The sequence below is a fragment of the Paraburkholderia sp. NMBU_R16 genome, from assembly GCF_013282575.1.
GTDB lineage: Bacteria > Pseudomonadota > Gammaproteobacteria > Burkholderiales > Burkholderiaceae > Trinickia.
Map to the genome: position 1 here is coordinate 1 of NZ_JAAAYE010000074.1, position 17,367 is coordinate 17,367.

General features: G+C 62.4%; 14 protein-coding genes and 1 pseudogene. 2 read left to right on the plus strand and 13 right to left on the minus strand.

The window, feature by feature from the left end; translation table 11 throughout:
* Nucleotides 1–126 precede the first annotated feature (126 nt).
* A complete protein-coding gene (locus tag GWC77_RS24555; protein WP_367949099.1) occupies nucleotides 127–885 on the plus strand; it encodes a TonB family protein in 759 nt (252 codons plus the stop codon).
* 161 nt (nucleotides 886–1,046) lie between these two features.
* Here GWC77_RS24555 and GWC77_RS24560 read toward each other — a convergent pair whose 3' ends face one another.
* The 9 genes from GWC77_RS24560 to GWC77_RS24600 all read right to left on the minus strand — a co-directional run bounded on the left by GWC77_RS24560 (nucleotide 1,047) and on the right by GWC77_RS24600 (nucleotide 12,849).
* Nucleotides 1,047–1,703: a hypothetical protein gene (locus GWC77_RS24560; RefSeq protein ID WP_173261212.1), complete on the minus strand. Its 657-nt coding sequence runs from the start codon at nucleotides 1,701–1,703 to the stop codon at nucleotides 1,047–1,049.
* An 815-nt stretch (nucleotides 1,704–2,518) separates the two neighbouring features.
* Complete coding sequence (locus GWC77_RS24565; RefSeq protein WP_173261214.1) at nucleotides 2,519–4,048, minus strand: amidase; 1,530 nt, start codon at nucleotides 4,046–4,048, stop codon at nucleotides 2,519–2,521.
* 90 nt (nucleotides 4,049–4,138) lie between these two features.
* Nucleotides 4,139–5,065 (minus strand): LysR family transcriptional regulator, encoded by a 927-nt coding sequence (locus GWC77_RS24570; RefSeq protein ID WP_173261215.1) that lies wholly within the window; start codon nucleotides 5,063–5,065, stop codon nucleotides 4,139–4,141.
* A 72-nt stretch (nucleotides 5,066–5,137) separates the two neighbouring features.
* Complete coding sequence (locus GWC77_RS24575; RefSeq protein ID WP_173261216.1) at nucleotides 5,138–6,391, minus strand: MFS transporter; 1,254 nt, start codon at nucleotides 6,389–6,391, stop codon at nucleotides 5,138–5,140.
* A gap of 248 nt (nucleotides 6,392–6,639) precedes the next feature.
* Entirely contained in the window at nucleotides 6,640–7,881 is a 1,242-nt protein-coding gene (locus GWC77_RS24580) for an MFS transporter (protein WP_173261217.1), read from the minus strand.
* 189 nt (nucleotides 7,882–8,070) lie between these two features.
* The gene (locus tag GWC77_RS24585; RefSeq protein WP_173261218.1) at nucleotides 8,071–8,229 is read right to left on the minus strand and encodes a hypothetical protein; all 159 of its coding nucleotides are present in this window, start codon (nucleotides 8,227–8,229) and stop codon (nucleotides 8,071–8,073) included.
* A gap of 153 nt (nucleotides 8,230–8,382) precedes the next feature.
* Complete coding sequence (locus GWC77_RS24590) at nucleotides 8,383–11,355, minus strand: EAL domain-containing protein (RefSeq protein WP_173261219.1); 2,973 nt, start codon at nucleotides 11,353–11,355, stop codon at nucleotides 8,383–8,385.
* A gap of 161 nt (nucleotides 11,356–11,516) precedes the next feature.
* Nucleotides 11,517–11,942, minus strand: a complete 426-nt coding sequence (locus tag GWC77_RS24595) for a VOC family protein (protein WP_173261220.1) — start codon at nucleotides 11,940–11,942, stop codon at nucleotides 11,517–11,519.
* 82 nt (nucleotides 11,943–12,024) lie between these two features.
* The gene (locus tag GWC77_RS24600; protein ID WP_173261222.1) at nucleotides 12,025–12,849 is read right to left on the minus strand and encodes an oxaloacetate decarboxylase; all 825 of its coding nucleotides are present in this window, start codon (nucleotides 12,847–12,849) and stop codon (nucleotides 12,025–12,027) included.
* Between the two features lie 210 nt (nucleotides 12,850–13,059).
* Here GWC77_RS24600 and GWC77_RS24605 point away from each other — a divergent pair, with 210 nt between their 5' ends.
* Nucleotides 13,060–13,662, plus strand: a complete 603-nt coding sequence (locus GWC77_RS24605; RefSeq protein ID WP_367949100.1) for a hypothetical protein — start codon at nucleotides 13,060–13,062, stop codon at nucleotides 13,660–13,662.
* 28 nt (nucleotides 13,663–13,690) lie between these two features.
* On the opposite strand, the gene GWC77_RS24610 is transcribed toward GWC77_RS24605, so the two are convergent.
* The 4 genes and pseudogenes from GWC77_RS24610 to GWC77_RS24625 form a co-directional block, all read right to left on the minus strand.
* A complete protein-coding gene (locus tag GWC77_RS24610) occupies nucleotides 13,691–13,975 on the minus strand; it encodes a hypothetical protein (protein WP_173261224.1) in 285 nt (94 codons plus the stop codon).
* A 144-nt stretch (nucleotides 13,976–14,119) separates the two neighbouring features.
* Nucleotides 14,120–14,503 carry a DUF2917 domain-containing protein gene (locus GWC77_RS24615; protein ID WP_173261226.1) on the minus strand — a complete coding sequence of 128 codons (384 nt, stop codon included), beginning with the start codon at nucleotides 14,501–14,503 and terminating at the stop codon, nucleotides 14,120–14,122.
* A gap of 312 nt (nucleotides 14,504–14,815) precedes the next feature.
* Nucleotides 14,816–16,633 (minus strand): hypothetical protein, encoded by a 1,818-nt coding sequence (locus tag GWC77_RS24620; RefSeq protein ID WP_173261228.1) that lies wholly within the window; start codon nucleotides 16,631–16,633, stop codon nucleotides 14,816–14,818.
* A gap of 147 nt (nucleotides 16,634–16,780) precedes the next feature.
* Nucleotides 16,781–17,367: pseudogene (locus GWC77_RS24625) on the minus strand (hypothetical protein); the annotation flags it as partial.

The following is a 17,367-nucleotide window of genomic DNA, read 5'->3' on the forward strand; positions in this document are numbered from 1 at the left end:
ATGACGGGGGACTGCTCGGCGCGGCGTGGCGGCAGCGGTTCCGGGCTACGCCCTTCACCGCTGCCGCCACGCCAGTACTCTCATCCTGATTGACGCGCTGCTCTCATCTTGTTTGACGCGCGGCAGGTGCCGCCCACTTCCTGGTGGCTGTCCATCGTGAATAGCGGTTGGCAGCGTCTGTTGACTGCGGCGGACGCGCCGAAAATTCGCCTCGCGTTCGCGTGCGCCGTCGCAACGATGGCATGGGCAGGGGTTCTCGCGCACTTCGCGCGGTTTTTCGCACCGGACGACCGGCCGCGGCCTGTGCCGGAAACGATCGACATGAAGCTGGTCGAGATTGCGCCGCGCGCACCTGCAGTTCGGAATGCCGCACGAGCGCAGCCGCAGTCGCAGCCGATGCAGCATGCGGTATCGGAACAGCGAAGCCGAGCAGCGCAGCCACTTATCCGCCATGAAGCGGTCAAGCCCGCGCAGCGGCAGACCGTGCCGCAACGAAGCGCATCTCCGCCCCGCGTCGAGCCGGCCCGCGACGCACCCTCCGCCGATGGGGGCGCTGTTTGGCCTGAATCCGCGCGGCTGGCCGCCGCGGACGCCTCGCCGGCTTCCTCGTCGATTGGCGCCGCGCAAGCGCGGCTGCTTTCCCAGCCGCTGCCGTTGCTGCCTGACGATCTGCGCGAGGACGCTTACCGCGCCGAAGCGGTAGTGCGCTTCGCCATTCACGCGGACGGCACCACGGAAGTCCAACTGGTGAAGCCGACGTCGAATCCGCGCCTCAATCAAATCCTGCTCGAAGCGCTCCACAAATGGCGCTTCTTCCCAGCCATGGAAAACGGCCATCCAGTCGATAGTCAACGCGACGTGCGAGTGCATTTCAACGTGAGCTGAGAGGGCCTCCACCCTCTAACGATCAGTTGGAGGCGTCTCGGACGCAAACCAACCGACCGGCACCTTCTCGGGTGCCGCCGGTCGCCTGCCCAATAAGACGGTCCGCGGCAACCGGCGCTGTGCCGCGGCGATGCAAGAAAGGTCCGTTCTCCCATGCGACATCAAGTTACGATCGGAACATCGGACACACTCCGATAAACGCGCCACCATACGCTCATGCCGGTAGCAGGAAGATCGGGAGCCACTCCTGTCACGATTCCCGTTCCGCCCCGTGGATCGTGCCTGCCGCACAGGTAATGACCCGCGTTGAGAAACGACGTGTAGGCGTTGGCGCCATACGCCATGGCATGTTGGAACTCGCCGTCCGGCAGCGCCCGTCCACCCGGTTCGAGCCTCAAGCGCGCCGCACAGGCGACCGACCAAGTGGACACGTCGTGTCCAACGGGCGTCCTTTCCGCACCCACGAACTGTTCTCCTGCATCGCTCGTCGCAAGAACACGATACTGGCCGACATAATCGAACAGTTGAATCCGGACGCGGTCGGCAAACGACACGGGATCCCCGCATCGTTTTTTCGATCCGGCGGCAGGGACGAAGCTCCAAATATAGTCGGCGTCCTCGTGTTTTCCGGGTGACGCTATCTCCGTGCGCAGGATAGCCGGACGGCGCTTGCCGTCCGGTTGACGAATGACCGCCAAAAATACCGGCGTATGGCTCGCACAGCTCCGGAACACGACAGGGTCACCATAACGGACCGTCTCGTCTTTTTCTGCTTCGATTATCCGCGTCGCATCCCCGCGCGAAAAAACGATATCCATTTCAGCTCCATTTGGTGCCTGAAGCATTTGAATTTCGGCAAACCGATGGTTTCAACGCAGCGAGTTTGCCCCTCCGGCGTGACGGCGCGCCGCCGGACGTTTCCAACTGCATGCACGAGTGCTCCCCGGCCTTGACTGACGCGTCGCACAGGACAGCCCTGCGACGACTTCGGCAAGCGAATCGTTCGTGTGCAATCTATCGATGGATAACGAGCTGGACCGCTTACTTACGGATCGTGATGTCGGATACGGAGCGGCGTGTGCATGAGAAGTCTCCAAGCGGATCGACAGCTTCGCGCCGCATCGAGTGCATCCGATGGCGGTGTGCTGTCACGGGTACCTCTAAAACTGGCCCGCCGCTTTGACGTCCCAAACGGTCGCCACGGCAATGGCCCTCGGATTTTTTTATGTTGGACGCAAAATTAAATCGAGACGCATCCCTGCACAAGTCAGGGAGCGAGTGTTTAATCAAGCGTCACTCATAATCTAATGAGCAGGCCAATCCGTGTCAAGCGATTAACGTGTAATAAATGTGAAGCGTGAAAAGCAACCGGTTTGAAATTCAAAAATATTTCTAAACTCCAACCAGCACAGGCCTTTGTCGGCCGATCGGCCGGTCTTGCCCCGTTTGAAATGGAGAAAAAATCACCACCCCCATTTAACAATTGTTAAGGTTTCTCGATTAGTCGTAAACGGTCGTTTTAAGCGGTTTTCAGCGCCGATTTTAGTCATGAAATTGTTTTCAGGCCGTTCGCCGATGCCAACTGCATCGCGCGCGACGGAACATCGTCCCGCCGCCCTATCCCGGAGTAATATCAGACCGCCGGACGCGCGACGGCCCAATCCAGAACGGGCCCGGTCGAGGGAGGATGCGTCACGATCGCTTTCAGATCGACGCAGGTCTCGCGAAGCCGCGCGACATCGGGCACCGGTCGGCGCGTCAACGGGGACGATTGACAAACCGCTTCCAACGTGCGCGCCATGTCCAACAATTCGAAGTCGCCGCGGAACGGCCCGATTACCTGAAGGCCGAACGGCATACCCGCGTGATCGACGCCGCACGGCAAAGCGAGCGCCGGATTCGTGACCAGCGTGACGACGTAAGTCAGCGCCAGCCAACGATAGTAATGGTCCAGCGCGACGCCGTTGATCGATGCTGCATAAGGCTCGCGCCAAGGGAACGGCGACACGGGGGTGGTCGGCGCGAGAATCACATCGTATCGATCGAAAAGACGCTGGAAAGCCCGAAACAGCCGCGTTTGAGCGGCATGCGCCCAGACACAATCCGTGAGCGAGAGGCGCATGCCCATTTCGTAGTTGGCGCGCGGGTTGGGACCGAGCGAATCGGGGTCGCTTTCGTAGGCCTCTTGCAGTCCGGCGACGAAGGCTTCGGCCCGCAATACATCGAAGCACCGGTGCGCGTCGGCGAAATCGAAATCGAGTGGCTCGCACAAGGCAAAATTGTGCTTCAGCGCCGCAACGCGCTCGCGGAATACCGCGCGAATGCCGGAGTCGACCTCGCAGACGCCGAAATCCTCGGTGTAACCCACTCGCAGCCGGGACAGATCGGCCCACTGCCTTTCCCCCGCCCCCGCCGCGGCCGGCATGCCATAGCTTAGCGGATCCGTACCGGAGAGTCCGATTGTGGCCAGCAGTTGCAGACGAGCATCTTCGACTGTTCGCCCCATCGGTCCGACCACCGAAAGCGGCGTCCACCCAAGCGGCTTTCGATCGCTCGGCACGAGTCCAGGCGAGGTACGCAAACCGACCACGCCGCACTTGGCCGCGGGAATACGCAGCGAGCCGCCCGTATCCGAGCCGCTCGCGAGCGGCACCATGTCGAGTGCGAGCGCTGCCGCCGACCCGCCCGAAGAGCCCCCGGCGTTCAGCAACGGGTTGAACGGGTTGCCGGTCGCGCCCCATACCGGATTGAACGTGTTCGCACCGGCACCGAGCTCCGGCACATTGGTCTTGCCGACTACAATCGCGCCGGCCTGCCTCAACCGTTTCACGAGCACATTATCGGCATCGGGGATGTAGTTGCGAAAACGCGGCGAGCCATAGGTCGTCAGAAGCCCCTCGGTTTCTTCCAGATCCTTGATGCCGATCGGCAAGCCCTGGAGGATGCCCTTGCGCTCTCCTCTGGCGAAAGCGGCGTCGGCTTCGCGCGCTTCGCGCCGCGCACGATCGAACGAAGTCGCGGTAAAAGCGTTCACCTTGGGATTGAACATCTCGATGCGCTCGATGTATGCCTCGAGCAACTCGAGAGCAGATACCTCGCGCGCGTCCAATAACGCGGCTAGCGCCACTGCGCTATAACGGGTCCATTCGTTTCTATTCGACATGAGCACTGACATCCTGACAAATTTCGGCATTCGTTACGAATGTAGCGGAAGCGCCCAACCTGGACCAGTGACGAATATCGAACGCACCCGTCACTTTTGGACAAGCGCGCCCAACGGCGGCAACGCATCGCAGATCAAGTCCAGAAAGCCGCGCATCAGTGGCGGGATCTGACGTCGCGCGAGTGTTTGCACCTCGATCGATCGATCGCTGACGTTGAGTTCCGGCACCGGCAGCGCAATGAGTTTGCCCTCGGCGAGCCGCGTGCGAATGACGAGTTCGCCGCAAAACGTAATAGCGTCGCTTGCCGCCGTGAAGCGCAACAGCGCTTCGAGCGTCTCGCTCATTAGCACGCTTTTACATGCGACACCCTCGCGGGAGCAATAGATATCGATGAGCTTGCGCAAGGTCGAGTTTGCGGCTGGAATGGCAAGCGGATAGGCGAGCAATTCGCGAAACGAGACGCGCTCGGCGCTCGCCAGTGGATGCGCCGAACCCACCACCGCGAGCACCGGCGACGGCATCGAATAGACTGCCTCGATATCGGCGCTCGGGCCCAGGCTGAACGTGAAACCGATGTCGGCATCGGCCTGGCGCACGCGTTGCGTCACGCCCGCGGCGGAATCGACGCTCAACTCGAATTGGACGCGCGGCTCATGGCGTCTGAAATCGGCCATGGCCTGCGGCAGGAAGTCGGCTACGAAACCCTCCGTGCAGGCAATGCGGATCGTAAAGGCCGCATCGCGGCGCAACGCCTCGATCTCCGCGCTGACCTGTTCGGCGTCGAGCAGCGAGCGGCGCGCGTAGGCGGCGAGCACCGCACCCGCCTTGCTCGGCACCATGCCGCGCGAGCACCGCTCGAACAATGTCACGTCGAGTTCGCTCTCCAGCCGGCCGATCTGGCGGCTGATTGCCGACGGCACAACGTGAAGCCGGCTCGCGGCGTCGCTGATCGAACCCGTGTTGACGACTTCGAGGAAATAGCGGACGGCCGCCTCCTGCAAAATTCTGGCATTCATGATGCGAAGCACGCGACGGAGTAAGTCGCGACATCATAGCGCCATACATCACGGTCCAATTGTCCGCGGCGCTTACGCTTCCTGCGCGTTGGCCGCCTGTACACCGCGTATTTTGGCTGCGCTGATCGTCAGACTGACGAGCGTCGCGACCCCGGTGGAAACGATGAGGAACCCGAAAGCCGCGTCATAGGTGCCGTAGTAGGAAACGAGAAAGCCGATGACGGCCGGCGCGACGAACCCGGCTATCTGTCCACCGAAATTCACCATGCCGATGCCGGTTCCGACGAGCCGCTGAGGCAGGATCTTGGTCGGCAACGCGACGACCACCGCCAACACGAACGATTTGAAAAAATAGACGATCGCCTGAAAAGCGATTACGCCGGCGATGGTCTGCGCCGTATACATTTCGTAGAGGAAAAAGCCGGTAACCGCACAGCAGGCCGTCATGAGCCGCTTTTCCTTGCCATCGAAAAAACGCGTCATGACCCAGCCGCCCATTGCCGTCGAAATGCTTGCCGCGATAAACGGCAACGGCGTCAGCAGGCCGACGGCTTTGAGATCGAGATGCCGGGCCGTCAACAAGTAGGCGGGCATCCAGGCGTCGAGCCCTTTATTGACGATACCCATGCCGAACCACACCGTCAGTACCTTCCACATCAACGGCATTCTGAGCAATGCACGCGAGCCGGCTGCGTCGCGGGCGGCGAGCGCCTGCGTGGCCGGTTGGCCGGACGGCGTCTCGCGCGATGGCTTCACGGCCTTCACGAAGAAAAGGTAAATCAGCGCGAAGACAATGCCCCCGATGCCGATCGCCGAGAACGCGTGCCGCCAGCCGAGCGTCAGAATCAGCGGCGCTACGACGAGCGGTGCCACGAAACTGCCGACATAGTTCGACGAGACGAGCATCGCCGACATTTTCGGCCGTTCCACGCGCGGGTAGATCTCCGCGATGCCTTTGATCGAAGCGGACGGATAGCCGCCCTCGCATAAGCCGAACAGGAGCCGGATGGCGATCAGCGAGGCGAGCGACCAGGCGAGTCCGGTCAACAACGTGAATAAGGACCAAAACGCGATCGATGTGACCACCACCCATTTGCTGCCCCACCGATCGGCGATCCAGCCGCCGGGGATTTGCATCGCCGCATAGCTGAGATAGAACACGCTGAGCACTATGCCGAGCGCGGCCGGGCTCAGATGAAATTCCTTGCCGATATGAACGAGCGAGAGCGAAATGGCGACCCGGTCGATATAGGAAATGCAGAAGCCGATATAGAGGAGCGCAAAAACCCAGATGCGCGCCTGCCGCTGCGCGTTCACGTCATGCATGGTGTTAGCCCGAAGAATACGTGAAAGGCCGACGCGCGCGGACCGGCGGTGCCGGTGACCCGCTTCGCGATGGGTCTAGCCGATCCTAAGAAGCCATTAAAACGTGGACAAGTGACAAATTCCGAACGCTTCGTTCTCGAAAACCGATGCGGCACGCTGTCGGTTCGGGTAACGGCAAGCGCGGGAGCGCAGGCAACTTCGGACCGCTGAAGTCATTGCCTGGTGGCGCTTCGGAATGGCTCGAGCGGTCAGGCGTCCGACTCGGCGCAGACCCGGCACGGGACCTGCACCGCCCGAGCGAGGGTGCGCCGCTCGATGAAACCGGACAGTGCCCAAACGCCGAGGCCACCCAGGGCGAGCAGCGCGCCTACCGGCCCAGGAGAGGTCCAGCCAAAGCCAGCCGCGATCGCGAGCCCGCCGAGAAACGGGCCCAGCGCATTCGCGGTATTGAACGCTGAGTGATTGAGCGCGGCAGCCAGACCTTGTGCGTCTTCCGCGACATCCATGAGCCGGGTCTGGAGTACCGTGCCGAGTGCGCCCCCGATGCCGATCAGAAACACGTCGAGGGTCAGCAACCAGACGTTCGACGCTGCGAACGGAAACAACAGTAGCATCGCCGCGCTCCAGGCGAGCAACCACCCCACCGTGCGCATCAATGCGCGATCCGCGAAGACGGGAATGACCAGATTACCGACGGTCAGGCCGACGCCGAACACGCTCAGCACGAGCGACGCGCTTGCCACTGAGACATGCGTCACGCGATGGAGCACATCGGCCAGATAGGTGTAGACCGCGAAGAGCCCGCCGAACCCGATGGCCCCGATACCGAGCGTGAGCCATACCTGCGAACGGCCGAGCGCGCCCAGTTCGCGCAGCGGACCCGCGCCGGGCGCTGGCGGTGCCCTAGGCGCGAGCAAGCGCACGCACGTCATCGTGAGCACGCCGAGCAGGCCCGCAAACGCAAAGCTCCATCGCCAGCCGATTGCATGGCCCAACCAATTGGAAAGCGGAACACCGACGATCGTAGCCGATGTCAGCCCAAGAAACATGCGGCCGACCGCTACAGTGCGACGATCTTCGGGCACGAGCGAGGTGGCAACCAGGGCCGCGGCGCCAAAATAGGCGCCGTGAGGCAAGCCGCTCAAGAAGCGGAATACGAGCATCCAGTGGTAGTTCGGTGCGATGGCGGACAAGCCATTTCCGAGCGCGAACATCCCCATCAGCACGATGAGCAGCAGGCGTCGGTCGAGTCGCGCGCCGAGTACGGCCAGCGCGGGTGCGCCAACGACGACACCGAGCGCGTAGGCGCTGATCACATGGCCGGCGGTCGGCGCATCTATGCCAAGGCCATCCGCGAAAAGCGGCAAAAGGCTCATCGTCGCAAATTCGGTCGTGCCAATGGCGAATCCACCTACCGCGAGCGCGAGCAACACCAGCCCGACATGTTTTACTGCGTGAGGTCGAGACTCGATGTAGGTCTGGGTTTGCATGACATCGTTCGGGGATACGTCGACGGGAAGTCGGCGATTGTACCGATTACGGTGCGATCGCGTATTCCCGAAGGAGCGGTGCTATCGAACGAACCCACGCCGGCACCCGCCAGCGTAGCTGGGTGCTAACGAATCACCTGGAACCGGTCGGACCGGGCAACGTTTTGCGCGCCCGGTTTGAAGCGCGGGTCAGTCGACGAGGCGAATGCCGAGGAACGTCGCGCGGGAACGGCGTACGCGCTCGGCCTCGCGGTGGCGAGCCTGGAACGAATAATCGGCGTCGAGCGGCAGGTGCGGCGACGCGAACAGATCGCTGACCTTTTGGAACAGCGCGAAAATGAAGCTCATGGCGACTCCCGATTGAATAAGGGTTTTCCCTAGACAGAATTCTAGGTGTTTTCCCTAAATCCGTCTAGTGCGCCGCACAAAAATCTTGCCGTTGGCCTTGTGGGGAGCCGTGGAGGCGCTTTTCGCGTTGCAGCATTACAACATCGATGCGCGTCACGGGATCGACGCCCCCAGCGGCGTCCTGGCCACCCGGGCCAGGCCCGCCCAAGGCGAATCGTCGAGCCATTCGCTCAATGCGGCGCGTGGCATCGGACGCGCGATGAAGTAACCCTGCGCGTAATCGCACTCCAGGCTGCGCAGTTGGTCGAGCACGCTGCCTGTCTCCATGCCCTCCGCGGTCACCTGAATGCCGAGACTATGGGCGAGCCCAATGATCGATTGCACGATCGTTCGAGCCGCATCGTTGCCAGCCATTTCCACCACGAACGATCTATCGATCTTCAGTTCATCCACCGGCAGACGCTGCAGATACGACAGCGATGAATAACCCGTTCCAAAATCGTCGATCGCGAGACCGACGCCAAGCTCGTGAATCTCCGTGAGCGCCTTCAGCGAGCGGTTCGGATCGGCCATCACCGCGCTCTCCGTCACCTCGAGCTTCAACTTTTCCGGCGGGAAACCGTGCTTGTCGAGTAGATCCTTGACCTTGTCCGGAAACCGGACGTCGAGCAAATTTCGAGTCGAAATGTTGATGGCCACGGTGAGATCGGGCGCATGCCGGCTCAGTGCGAGGACTTCCTCGATAGCGGTTTCGATGACCCACTGGGTGAGCGGATGAATCAGGTCGCTCAGTTCCAGGATGTGCATGAATTCGGATGGCGCGACCATGCCGCGATCGGGCGTCATCCAGCGAATCAGTGCCTCGATCTCGCAATGTGCCGCACCGCGCAGCGAGACTTTCGGCTGGAAGTACAGCACGAACTCCTGCTTGTGCAACGCATGGCGAAGCCGGCTCATCAGCAGCCTGCGCTCGTTGCCCGATTCGATTTCGCTGCCGACGACGAATCCGCTGCTTTCGCGCTTAGCTCTGTACATGGCCGCATCGGCGTTGTGCATCAGCGACTTGACGTCTTTACCGGTGTCGGGCAATACGGCCGCGCCGATACTGCCGCTGATCTGCACGTCCATGCCGACGATCGTGAACGGTTCGCGCATGACCTGCACGAGGCGTTTCAACAGTTCGCCGAACTCCGCATGGTCGACGGTATCGACGACGAACGCGAATTCATCGCCGCCGAGCCTGCCCAGCGCCGCGCCGTCGGGCAATTCAAGCAGCAGCCGGCTTCCGACCTCACGCAATAATTGGTCGCCTGCCTCGTGGCCGAGCGAATCGTTGATTTCCTTGAAACCGTCGAGATCGACCAGCCCCACGAACAGGCGCGCGCCGCTCAGCAAACAGCTCTGCACGCGCTGCTCGAGCAAATCGACGAAACTCGTTCGATTGAGCAGCCCCGTGAGCATATCGAGCGTGGCCTGACAACGCAGCGCATCCTGCTGCAAGCGCCTTTCGGTGGTATCGAGGAACGTCACGATCGTGCCGCACACCGCGCCTCCTTTCATCATCGGGTACGCCCAGCATTCGACCGGCAGTACCGCGCCGGCCTTTGTCATGAAGACCTGGTCGTCGAGATGGGTGTGCGTCCCGGGCTGCTGCAGCGCATGCAGCTTGCACCCCCGCGCGTCGTGGACGCTTGCTTCGTACTGCGAACGATGAATCAGCGTATGCATATGCATGCCGACGAGCTCGCCCGCGCGATATCCGAGCAAACGTTCGCAGGCGCCGTTGGCGAACGTGCACCGCCCTTCGCTATCGAGCCCGTAGATGGCCTCCACCGTCGAATCCATCAGCGAGGCAAAGAGTTCGTTTTGTTCGCGGATCGTGCGCGAGAGAGAACGGCGATACGTCACATCCGTGATGAGCGCGAGGGACGCATCGTTGCCCGAAAAGCTCAAGGGGAAGTAGGCGATTTCGACCAGGAGTTCCTGGCCGCTCGAATTCCGATGCAGCCGTGCGGCACCATCGGGCAGCTCGACCCTCTGCTCACGCCCGCGCGCCGGTCCATGCGGATGCAACTCGAGATCCGCCTCGCACATTCCAAGGAAACGTTCGCGCGTGAAGCCATAGTGGGCAATTGCACGGTCGTTGACCGCCAGGAACCTGCGCGTGCGGGCATCGCAAACCCACATTGGATTCGGGTTACGCTCGAAAAGCGAGCGGTACTCGGCTTCCGATTGCATCAGCGCCTGGGCAGTGCGGTTGCGCTCCATGCTGAGCGCGGCGATCTCGGCGCTCAGTTGCCCGATTTGAATGTCCTCGGTCGAGGGCGCGCGCGCCGTGCGGGCATACAGCGCGAACGAGCCGAGCACGCGGTGCCCCGTCGAGATGATCGGATGCGACCAGCACGCACCCAATCCGTGTGCCGAAGCGAGTCCCCGATAATCCTTCCAAAGCGAATCCGTGGCAATGTCGTCGACCACCACGATGCGCCGCTCCGCAATGGCTGTACCGCATGACCCCACGCCCGATGCGCATTGCAAGCCGACGAGCGCGTCGCTGTATGACGCCGGCAAGTTCGGCGCGATGCACGATGTGACGCGCAGCGTCGCCGGATCGACGATGACCACCGAGGCGAGCGCCCCGTCTATCTGCTGTTCGGCAAAACGAGTCAGCAGTACGAGGGCGTCATCGAGAGGATCGTTCTGGGCAATTCGCCGCAATACCTCGATCTGGCCCGCTTCACGCCGGAATGATGCCTGCCACTGCCGTTCGTGACGCGCGAACTCGGAGCCGAGCTCGTCCAGTTCGACGGCAATCCTGGCAAAAGGCGCCTCGCGGACCTGAACCGAGACCGACGTACCGAATTGCCGCGTACGCAGCCTGGTGGTTGCGTCTGCGAGCCGGTCCAGATGACGCTTCATGTGGATGCGTGCGAGGAACCAGCCGCCGAGTGCTGCGCAGGCGACTGGCAACAAAGCCAGCGCGACGCTGACCGATCGACCGTGCAAACAGCCGTCGCATCCCCAAACGAAAACGAGCAGGCCCGCCAGCGCCGGCAGGCTCAGGCCGACCGCCACCCAGCGCCCTTTCTCGGATATTGCCTTCCACGACTCGTTGTTGCGCATCATTTTCATCGCCTGCGGATGGCGTTGCCCTATTCATCTATCGGGCGCATCCGTCGGACAATAAATGCAGGTAAACCCTCGCGAACCGATGGTGCCATTTCAGGCAAGCCGTGGGCCGGTCACGCCCCGCGCAAACCCGGATAGCGGAAGGCGAAACAACCCGCCTACTTCGCAAACAGTTGTCCGATGTCCTTGAAGGCTTTGAATTCCAACGCGTTGCCACAGGGATCGAGCAGGAACATCGTCGCCTGTTCGCCAACCTCTCCCTTGAAACGAATGTACGGCTCGATCACGAACCGGGTGTCGAGTGACTTCAGCCGCCCGGCCAGCGCCTCCCAGTCATCCCAATCGAGCACGACGCCAAAGTGAGGCACCGGCACATCGTGGCCATCGACCGGGTTGGTATGGGCCTGCTGCTGCGACGGCGTCTTCGGATGTTCGTGAATGACCAGCTGATGGCCGAAAAAGTCGAAGTCCACCCATCGCTCGCTCGAGCGCCCCTCTTCGAGTCCGAAGACTTTGCCGTAGAACGCGCGCGCGGCGGGTAGATCGTAGACGGGGATTGCCAAATGAAAGGGGGAAAGAGTCATCGTTTGCGCCTGATATCGGTTTAAAGCCAGCGTCGAATACCGCACTGTACAGCTCGTTGAAGATGGACCGCACACAGCGTGTTCAAACACCATCGCCAAACAAGCGGTCGAGCTGCGCACCGGACGCCGCATCGGCGAACCCATCGAAGCGTCCCTCGGCCAGCAGGCTCGCCGCCCGCATGAACCCTCCCCACGCCGCGCGCGCCAGCGCGCCGCCGACACTGACGCGCCGCACACCGAGCGCCGCGAGATCGTCGAGTGTGAATTCGGACGTTGAACCGATCAGCACGTTGACGGGTTTGGGCGCGACGGCTGCCACGATCGCTTCAATCTGCCCCCGCGTCTTGATACCGGGCGCATAAAGGCAGTCCGCGCCGGCCTCGGCATAGGCGCGCAGCCGCGCGATCGCATCATCGAGGTTCGGCACGCCTGCAATGAAGTTTTCGGCACGACCGATCAGCAATGCATCGCCACCCGCCTCGTCGATTGCGCGGCGCGCAGCCTGCATGCGCTCGACCGCCACCGGCAACGGCAATAGCGGCGCATCGAGGTCTCGCGTCGAGTCTTCGATCGACAGGCCCGCCACGCCCGTATCCAGTGCGAGCCTGACGTTTCGCGCGACGCCGGCAGCATCCTCGGCAAAACCGTTTTCGAAATCGGCATTGACGGGCAGACTGGTCGCCCCCACGACGTTACGAAGATGCTCGAGTACGCGCTCGAGCGCCAGTGTATTGTCCGCGTGACCGAGGGACCAGGCGAATCCGGAACTCGTCGTTGCAATGGCTTTGAAACCGAGGCTCTGCAGATATCGTGTACTGCCGATATCCCAGGCATTCGGCAACACGAAGCAACCCGAAGCATGTAAGGCACGAAACGCAGCGCGCTTTTGCGCGACTGTAGGAACCATGGAGGACTCCTCGGTGGACAGTGAAAGTGTCGATATATTCGCCCATATGGTACCGCTGCGCTCTTTAGTATGAATAAAAGAGGTGTCGCCTTCGCGCCGGATCAATGGCTGTTTCGCCAGTTTTGTCGCGAGTAAACTGACGCGTCCGGCTCGCATCGATCATCGGATCGTCGAGCGCGGTCCAGCGCATTCGGATGATGGGAGGTCGAAGTGTCAAGGCAAGTGCGGCGTATCGGTTTAATTGGTCTCGTTATCCTGCCGGCCGCGATGACGTTTTCCGCGGGCGCGGCGAGCGCTCAGGAAGCCAGTGTGCCCGGGCAACCCGGCCTCTTTTCAGGTACTACCGCAACCCATACGGACGCGGTGATAGAAAAGATCGACATGGCCACCAATACGCTGACGCTGCGCAAACAGGACGGCTCGCTCGTGGACGTCGTGGTCGACAAGACGGTCGGCAATGTCAGCAGACTGCACATCGGCGATCACGTTGCGATCACGTATACGCGTGCGCTGATTCTCAGCGCCGAGCGCGCGGCCGAAGGGGCAATACGCGAACGCCTCGATACGCAGACCGTCACGCCGGCCTCGGGGGGCATGACGAAAACCGTTCATCGCGTACAGGCCGTGGCAACCGTGCTCGCCATCGATCGGGGCCGGCGGCTGTTGACGCTGCGCGGTCCGAGCGGCCCGATGACACTGCAGGCTGCAACGGATCGTTTTCTCGAGGGGCTGCAAGTCGGCGAAAACATTCGAGTCGATTACATCGAAGGCACTGCGCTCGAGGTCACGCGCGATGGCGTGCCGGTACGGTAGGTACCGGCGGTCACTACTGCGACGTACGTCAGGCGCGGCTTTCGTTCAACGCACGCCGCAACAGCTCGTCGACGACACCGGATATTCCTTCGGGATGCGTGGCGGCCATCTCCTTGAGACGGCCGACGAGTTCGCCATCGAGCTTGCATGCAAATGGGACGAGCCCTTTGGCTTGATCCAGTTTGCGCTGCTCGCGCCGATTGAGCGGCGCATCGGCCGCGCCTTTGCCGAAACGCTCGGAATGGGCCTGTTTCATCGAGTGCGTGAGCTTCAGCGCCTTGTTTTTCTCAAGGTCGGTTTTCTTCATGGCCATGCTTTTGAATTCCGCGAATCAGGTTTGTCGAAGCGGCATTGTACGCGGCGAACGAGCGCATTCGGCCGCGAGCCTCGATGTCACCTGCCATTCGCGCTCGTTCACGATCCACGATCGATGCCCGTAGCTCATGCACCCCATGACTCAGGCACGTTGAGGCACCCCACCCACCAGCAAGAGCTGAAGCCGCCTTAGCCAGCGATGCAACAACGGGCGCCGTTCGCGCCATTCGCTCGTCAGCGTGACATGTGCAGCTGAATCGCCTTCCACGCTGAGCCAGACCCGCTCGCCACGTAACAGACGGATGACGTCTCCAGGTCGCAGCCAATAGTCGTCGAGATGGCCCGCTCGTGTGAGCCAGACCGGTGCGCCTTGCGCCCGCAGCTCAGTGTCGACCGTCATGCGCCACGATACCGCGCTGGCGGGTGCGAGCGCGGCATGGACCACGACCATCCATTCGGAAGCGGCGTCGAGCGAACGCCCAACGGGTAAAACGCGGCAATCGAACTGCGGGGTACTTTCGGTCATCTTTCTCTCCGTCGATTGAGCCGGCAGACGGAGGAAGCCACCAAAAGAAAAAGGCCCCATCCGTTTCCGGGGGGCCTTGTCGTGCATTCGAAATAAAGCTAATGCGCGTACGCCCCCGATGATGCGCCCCAGCGGGCGTTCATCGGGTGGTTAATGAAAATGGCGAAATGGGTCGGCGTAAGCATGTCAGTGAGTTTCCATGGACGTGCAACGCCTGTCAACGGAATTTTGATATGCGCGAGGAAGGCGTCCCGGTACGCAGGTGCGCTCTCGGTTTGTGTTTTACGGTAATTCGTAGTGAGCGTCCGTGATTCAGATCAAAAGCGTCGTCAGATGCGCATTGGCTCGAAGCGCATGCACACCCGGCCTGCCGAATTCGTTGAGTCGCACGTCGAGTGCAGTGAGCGAACCGCTTGCCGCGAATGCGCGCGCGGCCGCGTCGTCGAGTTCGTTGCCGCTGGCGCTCAGCGAACTCAGCGTGCTGCTGCCTGCCAATGCGCGGGCGCCCCCCTCGCCGATCCGGTTGCCGCTCACGTCGAGCGATCTGAGCGAGCGGCACAGTGCGAGTGCCTGTGCACCCGAGCTGCCGATGCCGTTCAAGCTCGCGTCGAGCGCGGCGAGCGAGCGGCTCGCCGCGAGCGCTTCGGCGCCTTCGTCGCCGATTCGGTTGCCGCTCACGCTCAGCGTGGCGAGCGAACCGATGGCCGCCAATGCACGCGCCCCGGGCGCACCGATGTCGTTATGACTTGCGTCCACGGAAACCAGCGACGTACTGTGCGCCAATGCACGTGCGCCCTCGTCGCCGATCGCATTCGAGCCTATATCGAGCGAAATCAGCGAGGCGCTCTGCGCGAGCGCTCGAGCGCCGGGCTCGCCAATCTGGTTGTGGCTGACGTTGAGGGACTTCAGCAAGCGGCTGCGCGAAAGCGACTGTGCGGCCGCGTCGCTCAGCCCGTTGTCGCGCACGTTGAGCGATGTGAGCGACGAACTGTCTGCCAGCAGATGTGCGCCGTCATCTCCGATCAGGTTGCCGCTCACATCGAGCGCTCGCAGCGAGCGGTTCGCCGCGAGCGCCCGCACACCGTCCCTGCCGATTTCGTTACGGCTGACGTTCAATGCGCTCAGCGTTCGACTCGCCGCCAGCGCACGCGTCCCGTCGCTGCCCAGCCGGTTGCGACTCACGTCGAGCGAGACGAGCGAGCGGTTGGCCGCCAATGCGCGAGCGCCCCTATCGCCGATCCGGTTCCCGCTCAAGTCGAGCGCGATGAGTGTCGGCATATTCGCGAGGATTCGTGCACCCTCGTCGTCGATGCCCGTACCAGCCGCGTTGAGCGATGACAGCGGCAGCTCGGCCAAATATTCCAGTCCGGCCTTCGACGTCGCGCTGCCGCGACACTCACTCAGATCGACATGGCGCAATGACGGCGGTAGCCCCGCCAAATCGTCGACCGAAAACATACCGCTCAGGCGCACGCTTTGCGGCCGCAGTTCCGTGCGCCTCAGCCTCGCGAGGTCCTCGCTGCCGCGGATCGTCAATGGTGCCTCGGCGGCGCCGCGCAGGTGTGCGTTGACTGACCGCATGGCCCAACGAGCCGTTTGCCCGTTGTGAAGCAACGCCTCCTCCCAGGCGGCGGCGGGAAAGTGCGGGACTCGGGCTCCGGCAAGCGGCAACGTGTCGGCCTCCGACATGCTTCGTCGGTGATGAGCCGCTCGGGTTCGAACGAGCTCGGTCGATGCGCGTTCGGGCGCCGCTGCCCCGGGCGGTACCCAGCCGGGCGTGAGCATCCGGGGGCCGCGCCTGTGGGAGAACCAGCGGCGGCTTGCAAACGCTTCGGCGGCTTCGCTCGATTCGTGCGGCACCGGTTCGGGTTCAGCTCCATCGCCAGCCTCGGCGGTACTCGTCTCCCGAGGCGGCACCGGCACTCGCGGCGCAGGCGCTGCGCTCGACGGCGCCGCGCTGTTTCTGAAAGCAAAATGGCGCAGTACCGCGGAAGCCGTCGCGCTCAACGAGCGCGACGAAGAAGCGGCATTACTATCGCGAGGGGCGGTCAGCGGATGTCCTTGCGCGCCATCGGTAGCGCGTTCGGCGGGCGCGTGAGAAATGTCCTGCCGCGAAGTTCTCGTTACCATTCACAAGCTCCATTTCCTAATCGCGGAACAATGAACGAGCCTCGCGGTATGGCTCGGTTGGAGTAACGAAACTGCGAGGAATTCAGCGAATGGATGCGAACGCATGCCCCCGAATTCGCGCACTGCCTAAGGGCCTGTTCACGGGCCCTAAGTCTCCCGTGCAGATTCCTCGTCTTCGACGATCGGCTCCATCGGTCTGCGTGAGCGTCGCGCAACCGCGGGCAGCGTATCGGACGTCCGCACCGGTCCCGCGGGCCGCGTCCAGTTCGGTGCGCGCAGATGGTCGAGGGCGGGATCGTCGAGAATCTCGTGTTCCCAATCCGCGCAAAAGCGCGAGAGCGCATTCGCAAACTGTTGCGGATCGACGTGATAGCCCAATCCAGGCGGGCCACTCGTTTCGGGCCGGCTACCGCGGTAGCCATCCGTATCGGTGAGACCGAGCTTGAGTTGGACGAGCCCGGGGTAGCGATAGCCGCCCGGCCCCTTCATGATTCCCATCAGCCCGCGGCGGGGATCGTTCGCGTAATCGAGCGTGATCGCCACGCCGCGCGGCTGCGCATAATCGACTTCGAGCGTGCCGCCCTTCGTTGCACGGCGAGCCTGGTTGTTGTTCAGCAGCACTTCAGTCCCGTGTGGGGGCCGGCGTTCGCGGAGAAACGGGGCTACTGGTTGGCGATACGGTATAAAAGCGAACGGCAACGCCGCGATGACCGACAGCCCAATGGTGCGCACTG

Bases quoted from the DNA above. Each gene is read 5' to 3' on its own strand.
- GWC77_RS24560 (WP_173261212.1), bottom strand. From the start codon at position 1,703: ATGGATATCGTTTTTTCGCGCGGGGATGCGACGCGGATAATCGAAGCA.
- GWC77_RS24565 (WP_173261214.1), bottom strand. From the start codon at position 4,048: ATGTCGAATAGAAACGAATGGACCCGTTATAGCGCAGTGGCGCTAGCC.
- GWC77_RS24570 (WP_173261215.1), bottom strand. From the start codon at position 5,065: ATGAATGCCAGAATTTTGCAGGAGGCGGCCGTCCGCTATTTCCTCGAA.
- GWC77_RS24575 (WP_173261216.1), bottom strand. From the start codon at position 6,391: ATGCATGACGTGAACGCGCAGCGGCAGGCGCGCATCTGGGTTTTTGCG.
- GWC77_RS24580 (WP_173261217.1), bottom strand. From the start codon at position 7,881: ATGCAAACCCAGACCTACATCGAGTCTCGACCTCACGCAGTAAAACAT.
- GWC77_RS24585 (WP_173261218.1), bottom strand. From the start codon at position 8,229: ATGAGCTTCATTTTCGCGCTGTTCCAAAAGGTCAGCGATCTGTTCGCG.
- GWC77_RS24590 (WP_173261219.1), bottom strand. From the start codon at position 11,355: ATGATGCGCAACAACGAGTCGTGGAAGGCAATATCCGAGAAAGGGCGC.
- GWC77_RS24595 (WP_173261220.1), bottom strand. From the start codon at position 11,942: ATGACTCTTTCCCCCTTTCATTTGGCAATCCCCGTCTACGATCTACCC.
- GWC77_RS24600 (WP_173261222.1), bottom strand. From the start codon at position 12,849: ATGGTTCCTACAGTCGCGCAAAAGCGCGCTGCGTTTCGTGCCTTACAT.
- GWC77_RS24610 (WP_173261224.1), bottom strand. From the start codon at position 13,975: ATGGCCATGAAGAAAACCGACCTTGAGAAAAACAAGGCGCTGAAGCTC.
- GWC77_RS24615 (WP_173261226.1), bottom strand. From the start codon at position 14,503: ATGACCGAAAGTACCCCGCAGTTCGATTGCCGCGTTTTACCCGTTGGG.
- GWC77_RS24620 (WP_173261228.1), bottom strand. From the start codon at position 16,633: ATGGTAACGAGAACTTCGCGGCAGGACATTTCTCACGCGCCCGCCGAA.